This is a genomic window from Pseudomonas sp. GR 6-02, assembly GCF_001655615.1.
GTDB lineage: Bacteria > Pseudomonadota > Gammaproteobacteria > Pseudomonadales > Pseudomonadaceae > Aquipseudomonas.
This window is the reverse complement of record NZ_CP011567.1, coordinates 5,561,327-5,575,917: the sequence shown is the minus strand read 5'-3', so window position 1 is coordinate 5,575,917 and position 14,591 is coordinate 5,561,327. Positions and strand designations below refer to the sequence as shown.

At 59.3% G+C, this 14,591-nt stretch carries 14 protein-coding genes; 6 read left to right on the top strand and 8 right to left on the bottom strand.

Annotated features, from left to right (window positions below; translation table 11 throughout):
• Positions 1-216 precede the first annotated feature (216 nt).
• Entirely contained in the window at positions 217-1,881 is a 1,665-nt protein-coding gene (gene ettA, locus PGR6_RS24675) for an energy-dependent translational throttle protein EttA (RefSeq protein WP_018925869.1), read from the top strand.
• Positions 1,882-2,009: 128 nt separating this feature from the next.
• Here ettA and PGR6_RS24670 read toward each other — a convergent pair whose 3' ends face one another.
• From PGR6_RS24670 to PGR6_RS24655, 4 genes are all read right to left on the bottom strand, one after another.
• Complete coding sequence (locus PGR6_RS24670) at positions 2,010-2,504, bottom strand: GreA/GreB family elongation factor (RefSeq protein WP_064620474.1); 495 nt, start codon at positions 2,502-2,504, stop codon at positions 2,010-2,012.
• A 70-nt stretch (positions 2,505-2,574) separates the two neighbouring features.
• Entirely contained in the window at positions 2,575-2,931 is a 357-nt protein-coding gene (locus tag PGR6_RS24665; RefSeq protein ID WP_064620471.1) for a hypothetical protein, read from the bottom strand.
• An 84-nt stretch (positions 2,932-3,015) separates the two neighbouring features.
• Positions 3,016-4,869: an Lnb N-terminal periplasmic domain-containing protein gene (locus PGR6_RS24660; protein WP_064620468.1), complete on the bottom strand. Its 1,854-nt coding sequence runs from the start codon at positions 4,867-4,869 to the stop codon at positions 3,016-3,018.
• Between the two features lie 107 nt (positions 4,870-4,976).
• Positions 4,977-5,465, bottom strand: coding sequence for a DUF3015 domain-containing protein (locus tag PGR6_RS24655; protein ID WP_018925873.1), 489 nt, complete (start codon positions 5,463-5,465; stop codon positions 4,977-4,979).
• Positions 5,466-5,740: 275 nt separating this feature from the next.
• Between PGR6_RS24655 and PGR6_RS24650 the strand changes: the two genes are divergently transcribed.
• Complete coding sequence (locus PGR6_RS24650; protein WP_018925874.1) at positions 5,741-8,179, top strand: Lon protease family protein; 2,439 nt, start codon at positions 5,741-5,743, stop codon at positions 8,177-8,179.
• 328 nt (positions 8,180-8,507) lie between these two features.
• Positions 8,508-8,849 (top strand): PA4575 family protein, encoded by a 342-nt coding sequence (locus PGR6_RS24645; protein WP_019581273.1) that lies wholly within the window; start codon positions 8,508-8,510, stop codon positions 8,847-8,849.
• Between the two features lie 6 nt (positions 8,850-8,855).
• Here PGR6_RS24645 and PGR6_RS24640 read toward each other — a convergent pair whose 3' ends face one another.
• On the bottom strand, positions 8,856-10,685 hold the full coding sequence (locus tag PGR6_RS24640; protein WP_064620465.1) for a hypothetical protein: 1,830 nt from the start codon (positions 10,683-10,685) through the stop codon (positions 8,856-8,858).
• A gap of 160 nt (positions 10,686-10,845) precedes the next feature.
• Here PGR6_RS24640 and PGR6_RS24635 point away from each other — a divergent pair, with 160 nt between their 5' ends.
• From PGR6_RS24635 to PGR6_RS24625, 3 genes are all read left to right on the top strand, one after another.
• Entirely contained in the window at positions 10,846-11,334 is a 489-nt protein-coding gene (locus PGR6_RS24635) for a TIGR00645 family protein (RefSeq protein WP_007938436.1), read from the top strand.
• 134 nt (positions 11,335-11,468) lie between these two features.
• Positions 11,469-11,762, top strand: coding sequence for a DUF6482 family protein (locus PGR6_RS24630; RefSeq protein ID WP_018925878.1), 294 nt, complete (start codon positions 11,469-11,471; stop codon positions 11,760-11,762).
• A 130-nt stretch (positions 11,763-11,892) separates the two neighbouring features.
• Entirely contained in the window at positions 11,893-12,510 is a 618-nt protein-coding gene (locus PGR6_RS24625; RefSeq protein ID WP_064620462.1) for an FKBP-type peptidyl-prolyl cis-trans isomerase, read from the top strand.
• 61 nt (positions 12,511-12,571) lie between these two features.
• Here the strand turns inward: PGR6_RS24625 and PGR6_RS24620 are convergent, their stop codons facing one another.
• From PGR6_RS24620 to PGR6_RS24610, 3 genes are all read right to left on the bottom strand, one after another.
• Complete coding sequence (locus PGR6_RS24620; RefSeq protein WP_018925879.1) at positions 12,572-12,829, bottom strand: PA4570 family protein; 258 nt, start codon at positions 12,827-12,829, stop codon at positions 12,572-12,574.
• A 205-nt stretch (positions 12,830-13,034) separates the two neighbouring features.
• Positions 13,035-13,376, bottom strand: coding sequence for a zinc ribbon domain-containing protein YjdM (locus PGR6_RS24615; RefSeq protein ID WP_018925880.1), 342 nt, complete (start codon positions 13,374-13,376; stop codon positions 13,035-13,037).
• Positions 13,377-13,533: 157 nt separating this feature from the next.
• Positions 13,534-14,502: a polyprenyl synthetase family protein gene (locus tag PGR6_RS24610; RefSeq protein WP_018925881.1), complete on the bottom strand. Its 969-nt coding sequence runs from the start codon at positions 14,500-14,502 to the stop codon at positions 13,534-13,536.
• Positions 14,503-14,591: the final 89 nt, after the last annotated feature.

Genomic DNA, 14,591 nt, shown 5'->3' with positions numbered 1-14,591 from the left:
CATGCCTTGAGTTGTGGCGAAGTGCCAGCCCCGCTCGGCTGGACTGCCTTCTGTCAATGAGGTAGCTTTGCCGGTTACGCGGGAGCGTTCCAGCTCCTAGACTCAGGTTTTTTTCAGCGCGCACGCCTTGATACCCATCAAACGAACGACGCGCATGGCCTGGCCGGGCATCGCCTGCGCTCCAATCATTCATCAGTCACTGACCCTAGGTTCTCCATGGCTCAATACGTCTTCACCATGCATCGGCTGGGCAAAGTTGTTCCGCCGAAGCGGGAAATCCTGAAAAACATTTCGCTGTCGTTCTTCCCCGGCGCCAAAATCGGCGTCCTCGGTCTCAACGGTTCGGGTAAGTCCACGCTGCTGAAAATCATGGCAGGCGTCGACACCGAGTTCGACGGTGAAGCCCGTCCGATGCCGGACCTGAACATCGGCTACCTGCCGCAAGAACCGATCCTGGACCCGACCAAGACCGTGCGTGAAGTGGTCGAGGAAGCGGTCAGCGTGATCAAGGACGCCCAGGCGCGACTGGACGAGGTCTACGCGGCCTACGCCGATCCGGATGCCGACTTCGACAAGCTGGCTGCAGAGCAAGCCAAACTTGAAGCCATCCTGCAGGCCAGCGATGGCCACAACCTGGATCGCCAACTGGAAGTCGCTGCCGATGCGCTGCGTCTGCCGGCCTGGGATGCCAGGGTTGAACATCTTTCCGGTGGTGAAAAGCGTCGTGTGGCCCTGTGCCGCCTGCTGCTGTCCGCCCCGGACATGCTGCTGCTCGACGAACCAACCAACCACCTGGACGCCGACTCCGTCGCCTGGCTGGAGCACTTCCTGCACGATTTCCCGGGCACCGTGGTTGCGATCACGCACGACCGTTACTTCCTGGACAACGTTGCCGGCTGGATCCTCGAACTCGACCGCGGCGCCGGTATCCCGTACGAGGGCAACTATTCGGGTTGGCTCGAAGCCAAGTCCGATCGTCTGGCTGCCGAATCCAAGCAGCAATCGGCTCACGAAAAGGCCATGAAGGAAGAGCTGGAGTGGGTGCGTAAAGGCGCCAAGGCCCGCCAGTCCAAGTCCAAGGCTCGTCTGCAACGCTTCGAAGAAATGCAATCGCAGGAATTCCAGAAGCGCAGCGAAACCAACGAGATCTACATCCCGGCCGGTCCACGCCTGGGCGACAAGGTCATCGAGTTCAAGAACGTCACCAAGGGCTACGGCGATCGCGTGTTGATCGACAATCTGTCGTTCTCCATGCCTAAAGGCGCCATCGTTGGCGTGATCGGCGGTAACGGTGCCGGTAAATCGACCCTGTTCCGCATGCTGATGGGCAAGGAAACGCCGGACTCGGGCAGCATCGAAGTCGGCGAAACCGTGCAACTGGCGTGCGTCGACCAGAGCCGTGAAGACCTGGATGGCAGTAAGACTGTGTTCCAGCAGATCTCCGACGGTTCCGACCAGATTCGCATCGGCAACTACGAGATCCCGTCGCGTACCTACGTCGGTCGTTTCAACTTCAAGGGTGGCGATCAGCAGAAGTTCGTCAAGGACCTGTCCGGTGGTGAGCGTGGTCGCTTGCACCTGGCCCTGACCCTGAAAGAGGGCGGCAACGTCCTGCTGCTCGACGAACCGTCCAACGACCTCGACGTTGAAACCCTGCGTTCCCTGGAAGAAGCCTTGCTGGACTTCCCGGGCGCCGCCATTGTGATCTCTCACGATCGGTGGTTCCTTGACCGCGTCGCGACTCACATCCTGGCGTACGAAGACGACTCGCAAGCGGTGTTCTTCGAAGGCAACTACACCGAGTACGAAGCCGATCGCAAGAAGCGCCTCGGCGAAGCGGCCTCCCAGCCACACCGGGTACGGCACAAGAAACTGGCCTGATTTCAGGTTGGCTGCATAAAAAAACGGAGCCTTCGTTCGGGGGCTCCGTTTTTTTATGGGTTTTCAGTGGCACCGCGGTGTGGCCTTCGCGAGCAAGCCTCGCTCCTACAGCGAAGGCGCCATCGGACTCACCCGATCTCTATAGCCAGCACCTCAATCACCATATCCCCCACCGGCCGCTTCCACGACACTTCATCGCCTACGTGCGCACCCAGTAATGCCCGTCCCAGCGGTGAACTCCAATTGATCAGTCCATGGGCGGCATCCGCCTGGTCTTCTCCGACCAATTGCACGCGCTGTTCATGATCGTGCTCGTCGGCAAAGGTCACCCAATTGCCAATCTGCACTTTGTCGGTCGAGGAGGCTTGTGCGACCACCTGTGCGCTTTGCAGGCGCTGCTTGAAGTAGCGCCAGTCGCGATCGAGGTCGGCCTGGCGCTGCTTGTCGGCCAGGTCACCTTTGGCGCTTTCCTCGTCGAGCAGGCTTTGCAGCACGGCGACTTTCGCCTGAAGCTGCGCGAGCCCGGCGGGTGTGACGTAATTGGGCTGCGCGCTGACCTGTCGTTCGACTGGCAGGTCGGCTTGCGCGGCAGCGTTATCTTCATTGACGAAGGCGCGACTCATGTTGTTCTCCCGTTATAGGGTTTGGGCCATGGTCGCGTGCTTTAAGTTTCGACGAATGTCTGTAAACGACTTATTGCGAGCGATAGGCTCGCGCGGCGTCCCGGTCTTTCTCTCGTTGCCAGGCCCTTTCGCGCTCATCCCAATGGCGTTCCCTGTACTCGTTGCGATCCTCGCTTTCCCGCATGGCCTGGCATTGACGCAAGCCATCGGTCCAGCCTTCTGCGTATTGCTTGTCCTTGAGGTAGCGTGGGACATTTTTGCGAAATTCACCGGTGATTGCCCCGGCGGCTTGCCGGCCACTGCTGCAACCGTCATCGAAGCCATCGGCGAACGCCGGCGGATACCCTTTGGCGATCAGATCCTCGTGAGTCGACTGGCACCCTGTAATCAATAGCAACAACCCCAACACACCCACGCAACGCCACATCTCGGACTCCAGGGCCGTTCAACGGCCTATAGGGGAAGTCTAGAAGCGGATTTGTCGGATGGGAGTGAAAGAAGGGTCAAAAGATCAATAGTGATACCACTTCACTTCAAGCATCACTTCGTTTTCAGGTGATGCCAGGTGGCTGAATTCGCGTTGGGCACTCAGGCGCAGCCCGAGGTTGCGCGACAACTCCCACTGCTGATTCAGGCTCATGCTCCGGCGCACTTCGCCGTTGGTGAAGTAATCGCCCTTGGCTTCCAGGCTGAAATTCCCCAGCGGGTTTTTCCACAGCAAACCGCTGTTGAAGCCCGCTGCCGGGGCAATGAAGCCCGCGAAATCGTTGTTGTGCTCCACGCGCACGGTGCCCAAGGCGAACCCGAGCATGTCGTCGCTCAGTTGCCAGGTCCCGCCACCACCACCGTTGACATGACTGACCAGGGTTTCGTCATCGTGCTTGCCCGGCACACGCTCCAGGCCGCCGGTGACTTGCCACGACAGCGGCTGCAACAGCGCGTTGCGCGGGGTCAGGGAGCGGATGGTCGCCAGGTCCAGTTGCTGCAACTGCCAGTGATTGCCTTCGTATTGGCGCAGCTTCATCTGCAGGATTTCGATCTGTGCGCCAAGGGGGAAGCTTTCGGCGTTGTCGTTGAGGTCGTGGTAGGCCATGCGCAGGCCATATTCGCCGAAGGCTTGGTCACCCCGGGTGCCGATGCCGGCCTGCCAGGTGCGGGACTCGTGGCCATCCTCGGGCAAGCCAGGTCGCGCAATGTCCAGTTCAGGAGGCGGGTTCTGATTGATCGCGCGCAGTAATTCGAAACTGCGCTGAGCCCGTTGCGGGTCACGTTCCTGGCCGTTGGCGCGATAACGCTCCAGACGATAGGCCGCGTCGATGATCAACGCCTGACGCTCGCGCGGTTGCGCCTTGAACGCCGGTTCCTGCAATTGCTTCTGATCGGCGCTGATTTTCAGCACCCACTGCTGCTCTTCATCGGTCAACGGCTGCGCGCGGCTCAGCAGTTCACGCTCGCGGGACGGGCGATATTCGATCGACTCCACCAGCCCGGCCTGTTTCACCGCTTTGACGGTGTCGGTGGGAATGGCGGTCAACGGGAACTGATCGGTCAGCTTCAGGCCCGGCCGCGCCACCTGCAGCAGCTCTAGCAGGCGATAGGAGCAGTTTTCATCGAAGAAGAAGTAGTCGAACTGGATCTGCTTGAGCTCCCAGACATGCTCGACCATGCGCTCGGTTTCCTGCTGGGTCAGGTTCAGGCGGTATTCCCACAGGTCGCGGTTTTCGAGGCTACGGTATTCCGAGAGTTTTTCCTGATAGGGCACCAGTGCAAACAGCCCGGGATAACCACCCATCAGGCCTTTCCACGCGTACAAAATGCTGTTGTCCGACCCTTCGATATAGGCGCCGAAGTTGATCGCGTAACTGAGCAGCGAGGTCTTGTCGCGCTGCACATCGGCCTGATCGATGCGCAGCAAGGTATGGCCGAACATCGATGACGGGCTGTTCAGGTAGGCGGCCGGGAAAATCATCACCGCACTGTGGGGTGAAACGTCCTTGAACCATTGCTTGAATTCAGCACAGTCCAGCGACGGCAGATCCGTCAGGTCAAGTTGCGCCTTGAGCCAGCGAGTACGGGCCGGATAGACGCATTGCGCATGTTGCTCGCCGGCACTGGCCGGCGCATACAGTGCCTGTACGGTCGCCGCCAGTTCGCGGTCGGGGTGTTCGTTGCCGTCGGGGGCGAGAAAGAATTTCTTGTCGCTGACATAGCTGCGCCAGCCACCGAGCTTGGCGGTTTCGTAATGACCCAGGGAAATCCAGAAGGGGTCGTTGGCCAGTTGCTGCAAACGTTGATTGTCGATGTGGGGCGCGGCGGACAGCGGGGCGCAGACACAGAGCGCCAGCCAGGCAAGGCGTTTGAGCATAGTGAGCAACTTAAGTCGAAAGAAACAAAGACCCAAAGGGGCAGGCCAAAAGGGCCGGGGTCAAAAAAATAAAACCCGCTCCCCAAAGAGAGCGGGACGGGTCGAGCTTAAGCTTGAGTGGCGTACTTGGCCAGACGAGGATCGTTCTTCAATACGGCCAGGGTATTGGTATGCACGTCTTCAGCGGTCACGTCAGCCTTGCTGAAAATTTGCTGGAAGTGTTGATGAGTCACGGCGGCGAAGTGCGCACGGTCTTCCGGCGCCACGCCCAGTACCACGGCGTAAGTGGTCAGCGCTTCGCCCTGACCTTTAGCCATGTCTTCGGACAGCTCGTTCATCATGCCATTCATGGCAATCCAGGATTTGCCGCCATAGGTCAGCGCCGCATTGGTCGAGCAACCGTTGGTGCCGGAGGTCATGCCGAAAGTTGCATTACCGGAGGTGCCGTTGGTGGTGGATGCCAGGAAGTGTGCCGGGGTGCCACGCTGACCTTCGAACAGCATGTTGCCCCAACCGCAGTCCGGACCGCCTGGCGCCTGAGCCATGGCGTTGATGGATACAACGGTGAAGAGAGTACCAAGAAGAATCCGTTTCATAGCTATGTTCTCTTTGTGTGCATACCAATGGACAGGGTGCTGGCCCCTAATGGTGCCAGTGGGCCGGTTATTCGTTCCAGCCGCGCAGTTTGGAGTTTAGGCAGGTTCCAGGGGTTCCGTGATTTTTTGCGAAACATTCCCTGAAAACCTTGATTTTGACCCGCGCGGCCCGTGGATGGGGGCTTGTCTAAGCTTTGGCTTGAGGTGCGCCTTGCCAGTGGGTACGGGCAGCGCCAGAATGCCGTTATCTGCCCCGCCTGATGTAAGGAAGCCCGATGCCTGATCCTGTTGCTGCCAGCTTGCGTCTAGCGCCTGAAGCGCTGACCCGTCCGTTTTCCGCTGAACAGTTCAGCTTCTCTACCACCAATGATCTGGAGCCCTTCCGCGGTGTGCTTGGCCAGGAACGTGCGGTCGAAGCCTTGCAGTTCGGTGTGGCCATGCCGCGCCCCGGTTACAACGTGTTCGTCATGGGCGAGCCCGGCACCGGCCGGTTTTCGTTCGTCAAACGCTACCTCAAGGCCGAAGGCAAACGCCTGCAGACCCCGGCCGACTGGGTCTACGTCAATAATTTCGATGAGCCTCGCGAGCCTCGCGCCCTGGAATTGCCGTCGGGCACCGCCGGGGCTTTTATCGGTGACATCAACGGCTTGATCGACAACCTGCTGGCGACCTTTCCGGCAGTATTCGAGCACCCGTCCTACCAGCAGAAGAAAAGCGCCATCGACCGTGCGTTCAACCAGCGTTATGACCGTGCGCTGGATGTGATCGAGCGTCTGGCGCTGGAGAAAGACGTCGCGCTCTACCGCGACAGCAGCAACATTGCCTTCACCCCGATGAGCGAAGGCAAGGCCCTGGATGAGGCGGAATTCGCCCAGTTGCCGGAAGCCGAGCGCGAGCGCTTTCACGATGACATTTCCGGGCTCGAAGAGCGGTTGAACGAAGAGCTCGCCAGCCTGCCGCAATGGAAGCGCGAGTCGAGCAATCAGCTGCGCCAGCTCAACGAAGAAACCATCACCCTGGCCTTGCAGCCCTTGCTGGCGCCGCTGTCGGAAAAGTATGCGGAAAACGCAGGGGTTTGCGGTTACTTGCAAGCGATGCAGGTGTACCTGCTCAAAACGGTGGTCGAGCAACTGGTGGATGACAGCAAGACCGACGCCATCGCCCGCAAATTGCTTGAAGAGCAATACGCCCCGAGCCTGGTGGTCGGGCATCCGCACAGCGGCGGTGCGCCGGTGGTGTTCGAGCCGCACCCGACCTACGACAACCTGTTCGGCCGCATCGAATACAGCACCGATCAGGGCGCGCTCTACACCACCTATCGGCAGTTGCGACCGGGTGCATTGCACCGGGCCAACGGCGGTTTCCTGATCCTCGAAGCGGAAAAAATGCTCAGCGAGCCATTCGTGTGGGATGCGCTCAAGCGTGCCTTGCAATCGCGCAAGCTGAAAATGGAATCCCCGCTGGGTGAGCTGGGCCGTCTGGCCACCGTGACGCTGACGCCGCAACACATTCCGTTGCAGGTCAAAGTCGTGATCATCGGCGCCCGGCAGCTCTACTACACGCTGCAAGACCTCGATCCGGACTTCCAGGAGATGTTCCGCGTCCTGGTGGATTTCGACGAAGACATTCCGATGGTCGACGAAAGCCTGGAGCAGTTCGCCCAGTTGCTCAAAACCCGTACCTCGGAAGAAGGCATGGCGCCGCTGACCGCGGATGCGGTGGCGCGTCTGGCGACTTACAGCGCACGTCTGGCCGAGCACCAGGGACGTTTGTCGGCACGGATCGGCGATCTGTTCCAACTGGTCAGCGAGGCGGATTTCATTCGTGACCTGGCGGGTGACGAGATGACTGACGCCGGGCACATCGAGCGTGCGCTCAAGGCCAAGGCTACCCGTACCGGACGAGTTTCGGCGCGGATTCTCGATGACATGCTGGCCGGGATCATTCTGATCGACACCGATGGCGCGGCGGTCGGCAAGTGCAACGGGCTGACGGTACTGGAAGTCGGCGATTCGGCCTTCGGGATACCGGCGCGGATTTCCGCCACGGTGTATCCGGGCGGCAGCGGCATCGTCGACATCGAGCGCGAGGTCAACCTCGGCCAGCCGATTCACTCCAAAGGCGTGATGATCCTCACCGGGTACCTGGGCAGCCGCTATGCCCAGGAATTCCCGTTGGCGATTTCCGCAAGCATCGCCCTGGAGCAGTCCTACGGTTACGTCGACGGCGACAGCGCATCGTTGGGCGAGGCCTGCACGCTGATCTCGGCCTTGTCGAAAACTCCACTCAAGCAGTGCTTTGCGATTACCGGTTCGATCAACCAGTTCGGTGAAGTGCAGGCGGTAGGCGGGGTCAACGAGAAGATCGAAGGCTTCTTCCGGCTCTGCGAGGCTCGCGGCCTGACGGGCGAGCAGGGAGCGATCATTCCTCAGGCCAACGTCGCCACGCTGATGCTTGACGAGAAGGTGCTGGCGGCGGTGCGCGCGGGGCAGTTCCATGTCTACGCGGTGCGCCAGGCCGACGAAGCCCTGAGCCTGCTGGTCGGCGAGCCGGCCGGTACGCCGGATGAGAATGGCGACTTTCCCGAGGGCAGCGTCAACGCGCGGGTGGTGGAACGCTTGCGGGTGATCGCGGAAATGGTCAGCGACGAAGACCTCAAGGAGGCCGAAAAAGAGTTGGCGCAGGAAGCCTTGCTGGAAGTCAAACCGGCCTGAGTCAATCTCGAAACTGAGGAGGCTCCCTGTGGCGAGGGAGCTTGTCGGACCGCCGCACCGCCCCGTTCGGCTGCGTAGCAGTCGTCAAATCGGCGATGAGGTCTGTCTGATAAATTTCGGGGCCGCTTCGCAGCCCAACGGAGCAAGCCCCCTCGTCACATCTCTGGCGTCAATATTTGCACGGCGACCACTCGGCGCCTTCTGGCTGCGGGCCGCGTGCGAGCTGAACTTTTCTTCTATTCTCTGCTCAAGGATATCGACAGTTATCACTGGATCGAGACAGCCTTCCCGTGGAGGCTGAATACCGGATCTACCGAGGGTCGCCGCCATGTCGCGCAACCTCTGCCTCACCCGTCAATGCCTGGGCCTTGTGACCCGTATCGAATGTGCTATCCGCCCGCTGGCGGGAGATACGGGCATGTGGACCTTGCTTTTTGCCGCCGGAATGGCCGGCGAGCAACCTTCAGCCATCAAGGCTCAAGGCCCGTTCCGTGGGCCGGTCGTGGCTGAATCGATCCTCGACACCATCGTCGAAAGTCTGACCCTGCATGGCTACGAGCTGGCCGATGACCCGCAAATCTGGTGCCTGCACCTGCAAGCCCAGTTGCGAGAGATCAACGGTGGCCGTTTCCACAACCTTGCCGGTCCCGGGTTTCGACCTGAAGGCTGATCCAGGCTATTGATCCAGGTTACCTGGCTCGGTCTTGTCGAGTTTGACCTCGAAACCGTATTGCACGGTGGTGAGGTTGGTTCGCTGATAAGTTTCCAGACGTGTGGGCTGGCCGTAGAAGTAATGCACTGCGAATAACCCCGGACCTTGCGCGTTCGCGTCGTGACTGACCGAAAGAATCTCCTTCAGATAGTTGCCACTGTCGTCCTTGGCGAAAAAGCGCCAGTCCTGGTCGGGGAACAGCTTCAGATCAACCACCAACTCATTCCCTTTGAGCGCCAGGCCCTTGGGCAGTTGGTGGGCGTCGTAGGTTTGCTTGTCGACAGTCGCCAGGAACAGCGGCATGGAGCCGACCGCGTAGGCCGGAGTTTCTGCAAACAGATTCAGATCGTAGGTGATGCTGCCGCGTAGCGGGTCGACCTGATACGCCTCCGGTGGCAGCTCGATCGGCCCATCGCGCCGGCCATTGCTGTCTTGGGTAAAGAACGTCACGGGACTTTCGCCGGGATTGAACGAGGTGCCGAGCAGTTCATCATTGAAACTTCTGGGGTGATCGAAATCGATGCGCGCGGCGCTCGGGTCATCGATCGACTGGCTGATACTGATGCTTTTTTTCAGTTGGTTCTCGTCCAGCGTCGCACCCTTGAGCCAGGTCGCAGCCTGGTCGTCGTATACCACCACGGGCAAGGTCAGTGGCTGGATGGTTTTTTCCGTCGTGTGCGGGTCGAAGCGGCGTACTGGCAGGTCCAGGTTCTTGCGGGTCACCGTGACCGCCGAGAAATCCAGCAGGCTGACTTCGAGCGTGTCGATCGGTCCATTGAAGTACACCTTGGCATACTGTCGGGTTTGTTGTTTTTCAAAGGCACGCTGGTCGTCCTCGAGCTGTTTTTCGAACGCTTCGCTCCAGGCTTTCTGCTGTTGCATTTGCGCCAGTTGTTTTTGATAGAACGCAATTTGCGTGGCGGTTTCATTGATCGCGCCCGAGCGCGAGAGGAATTGCCCGGTGCTGTCCCTGGCCTGAACGATCAGCGAGTTGGGCGGTGTATCGCGAACCTCGGGGGCCGGTGGGGCGCTGTTACTGAATTCGATTTCGGCATGGTTTTTTTCAAGCTTCAGCAGCGTGACACTGAGGTTGTCATTGGTGCGCGTCTGGCCGACGTCCTTTTTTGTCAGGTCGAAGCTGTAGATTCGGCGTGGGGCGATGACCTCCACCTTGCCTTGCAGGCTCACTGGTTGTGGCAGGTGCTTTTTGTCCACACCCAGGCCTTCGATGAAGGGGTAGGTCACCGTCAAGTCATCGGGGTTGGTCAGGTTGGAGCTCGACGGGCTCAGCTGAATGCCGGGATCGGTTTCCGACCATTCCGGCTGAAACGCGATGACGCGCTTGTTGCTGAGGGTCACCGATTGCCATTCCAGGTCATGAGGGAAAAGGAATGCGCCAGGGGCGTTGAAGTGGAGGGGGAATACTGGTTGCAGATCGGTCAGGTAATCCGAGCTGGACTCCTTGTGCAGCACGAACAGCCCGTTGATGTAAGTGTCGACCAGCGCCTGGGGCGTGGGGTAGTGCTTGAATACGGCGAGGGCATCTTCGCCGTATTCGGTGACCACCGGTTTACTGTCGAGCTTGAGTTGCGCACGCTCGAGCAGCAGCAGTGAACCGCCGAGTTCGGTCACGACGTCCTTGAGTTTCGGATCCTTGATCGCCTCCAGAGACTTTTCGAACTGCGCGGTCTTTTCTTCGAGGCTGACTTGGCGTTTCTCATCGCTGGGTGAACAACCACCGAGCAGCAATGCGAGGCAAAGTCCTGCACTCGTTAAGGGCAATCGCACATCCATTTCCAGTTTTCCTGTCCGATGTCGCTGACCTGTCATTGATCTGGACACTAGCAGAAAAACTTTGTCACACACACGCAGGTTGCGGATTTTCCGGCGGTTTCTGGGTGTAACAGGCGGCTGTTATACTCGCCGCCATTTCCAGCCCCTTGTGTGAGATTCAATGGAACGCTTTATCGAAAATACAATGTACGCCTCCCGCTGGTTGCTGGCGCCGATCTATTTCGGTTTGTCGCTGGGCTTGCTGGCGTTGGCACTGAAATTCTTCCAGGAAGTCATCCACGTCATCCCTAACGTGTTCTCGATGGCCGAGTCGGATCTGATTCTGGTGTTGTTGTCGCTGATCGACATGGCGCTGGTAGGCGGCTTGCTGGTGATGGTGATGATCTCCGGTTACGAGAACTTCGTTTCCGAACTGGATATCGACGACAGCAAGGAGAAGCTCAACTGGTTGGGCACCATGGATTCGTCTTCGTTGAAGATGAAGGTCGCGGCTTCCATCGTGGCAATTTCGTCGATCCACTTGCTGCGGATTTTCATGGACGCCAAGAACGTCGATCCGGAGCATTTGCAGTGGTACGTGATCATCCACATGACCTTCGTGGTGTCGGCGTTTGCCATGGGTTATCTGGACAAGCTGACCAAGCACTGATCCGCCCTTACTCGGTCCACCGCACCGCCCGTCTGTTGCGAAACAGACGGGCGGTGTCGTTTGTGGCTTGTACTTTGGCGCGTCGAGGCATATCCCTGTAAGAACCCTGGCTCTCCACTGCGTGAGGTGCGCTCATGAACCTGCAAGAGTTGAATGCGTTTGCCATCGCCGGAAAGATCGATGAGTTGAACCTGATCTCGATGGAAGGCGTGTTCTACGTGCTGGAGGCTCGGATGCATGGTGCGGCGCATCCAGTGCTCGATGCTCATGGCGAGACATTGCAGCTGCGGTCGGTCGAGCATGCGCGTGAAGTGCTTCACGACTGTCCCAAGCCATTCAACGTTGTATGTACCTCGGCCCATGATGAAATGTGCGGTACCAGCGCCGAGGAAAGTCCGAAATTACCGAGCACCTTCCGTTCTGCGTAACAGGGCTGACGCCGCTCATCAACGTGGCGGCATCTGTGCTAGTCTGCTCGCCCTTTTGATTCCGGGCGCTCCGGGATGCGCTGTGCACGCACGGCAAGTTCCAGGGCCGTCCGCACAGCGGAGCAGTGTCATGTCCGAAGTAAATCTGTCCACCGATGAAACCCGCGTCAGCTACGGCATTGGCCGTCAGTTGGGCGACCAGCTGCGTGACAATCCGCCACCGGGCGTGAGCCTGGACGCAATCCTGGCGGGTCTGACCGACGCGTTCGCCGGCAAGCCAAGCCGTGTGGGTCAGGAAGAAATGTCAGCCAGCTTCAAAGTGATCCGCGAGATCATGCAAGCTGAAGCGGCTGCCAAGGCTGAAGCTGCTGCTGGCGAAGGTCTGGCTTTCCTGGCTGAAAACGCCAAGCGTGAAGGCATCACTACTCTGGCTTCGGGCCTGCAATTTGAAGTGCTGGCTCAAGGTGAAGGCGCCAAGCCAACCCGTGAAGATCAAGTGCGCACTCACTACCACGGCACTCTGATCGACGGCACTGTGTTCGACAGCTCCTACGAGCGCGGCCAGCCTGCAGAATTCCCGGTAGGCGGCGTTATCGCTGGCTGGACCGAAGCCCTGCAACTGATGAACGCGGGCAGCAAATGGCGTCTGTACGTGCCGAGCGAACTGGCTTACGGCGCTCAAGGCGTAGGCAGCATTCCGCCGCACAGCGTACTGGTATTCGACGTCGAACTGCTCGACGTTCTGTAATCCCGGTGTTGGAGCTGGCCCGCTCCTGCAGGGCCAGCTCCGGCATTTTTACAAATGATCTTCATACCTCGAACTTGGTATTCAGATCATGACTCGGGCGCAACGCCCGGGCATAGCAAAACAGAAACAGATTGCGCACCAGTTCCTTGAGCACCACCGGCTCGCTGGAACTCAGGCCGTTGACGTCCAGATCACCCTGATCCTGCAGCTCGTTCAAGGCTTCTTCTTCAAGCACCGCACAGACTTCCCCGGTTTCCCGATGCAGGATTCTGAGGTAGGGATGTGGGCGGTCCAGCCAGGCATCGATCAAATAAGTCATGGGTCTCATCTCCATTGATTGGGTTCAATGAGAATAATTCCTATTCATTAAATAGCAAGGGCCTATTGGCGGTTTGCGTTTTTTATCGGGTAAGGATTGCGTAAGGTCAAAACGGGCTGGCGTTTGGCTATTGCGAGGAGTGCTGGGTGAGGTGGGAAGGGCAAAGCACCATCCCACGCAGGGCGCGGGATGGAATACAGCGGGCTCAGACTTTTCTGACGAACTCGGATTTGAGTTTCATCGGGCCGATGCCGTCGATCTTGCAGTCGATGTCGTGGTCGCCATCGCACAGGCGGATGTTCTTGACCTTGGTGCCGACCTTGACCACCAGGGAAGTGCCTTTGACCTTGAGGTCCTTGATCACGGTGATGGTATCGCCGTCCTGCAGCACATTGCCGACCGAGTCCTTTTTCACGGTATCGTCGGACGCTACTTCGGCTTCGCCAGTGGCGGACCACTCATGGGCGCACTCCGGGCAGATCAGCTGTGCGCCGTCTTCGTAGGTGTATTCGGAATTGCATTTCGGGCAGGGTGGCAACGTGCTCACTAAAGCTCCTTGGATTCAGGATGGCTAAAAAGCGCACATTATATAGGGATTTATCGCAGGAGGGAGCGAACAGCAAAAGATCGCAGCCTTCGGCAGCTCCTTGGTGTACCCATGTGGAGCTGCCGAAGGCTGCGATCTTTTGATTTTGCTGTGAATATCAGTGCGTGCGAGCGACCGCAAACTCACTCAATTCCACCAGCGCATCCCGGTATTCGCTGGCGGGCAGGGCGCCGAGGCACTTGATCGCACGGGCCACGTAGTCGCGGGCCAGTTGCGCGGTGTAATCCAGCGAGCCGGAAGCTTCGACCGCTTCGCGAATGCTTTCCAGGTCTTCGATGCCACCTTTCTGGATCGCCTGACGAACCAGTGCGGCCTGCTCCGGAGTGCCTTCGCGCATGGTGTAGATCAGCGGCAGCGTCGGCTTGCCCTCGGCCAGATCGTCACCGACGTTCTTGCCCAGAGTCTCGGCATCGCCACGGTAGTCCAGCAGGTCATCGACCAGTTGGAAGGCCACGCCCAGGTGATCGCCGAAGGTGCGTAGCGCTTCGCTCTGTTCCAGCGAGGCGCCGGCCAGGGCTGCGGCGCTGTGGGTCGAAGCCTCGAAGAGCATCGCGGTTTTGCCGCGAATGACTTCCATGTAGGTTTCTTCGGTGGTGCTGGCGTCGCGGACCTTCGACAGCTGTAGCACCTCGCCTTCAGCGATGATGCGCGTGGCTTGCGAAAGGATCTTCATTACCGGCATGGAGCCCAGTTCGACCATCATTTCGAAAGAACGCGAATACAGGAAGTCGCCCACCAGCACGCTCGGCGCGTTGCCCCACATGGCATTGGCGGTCGAACGGCCACGGCGCATGCCGGACATGTCGACGACGTCGTCGTGCAGCAGGGTGGCGGTGTGCAGAAACTCGATGGTCGCGGCCAGCAGGCGCAGGTCATCGCCTTCGCGGCCCAGTGCCTTGCCGCACAGCAGCACGAGCAAGGGACGCAGGCGTTTGCCGCCAGCCGAGGTAATGTAGTCGCCGATTTTCGATACCAGCGGCACTCGGGAAGTCAGCTGCTTCTTGATGATGCCGTCGACGGCGCTAAAATCGTCCGCCACCGCGCGGTAGAAAGCTTGGGGTTGCATCAGCGACAGTTGCTCCAGAAGGGTTGCGCGGCATGCTAGGACCCACGTCCGGGCCTGTCAAGGCGCGATGGACGGCCACTTGCAACGCC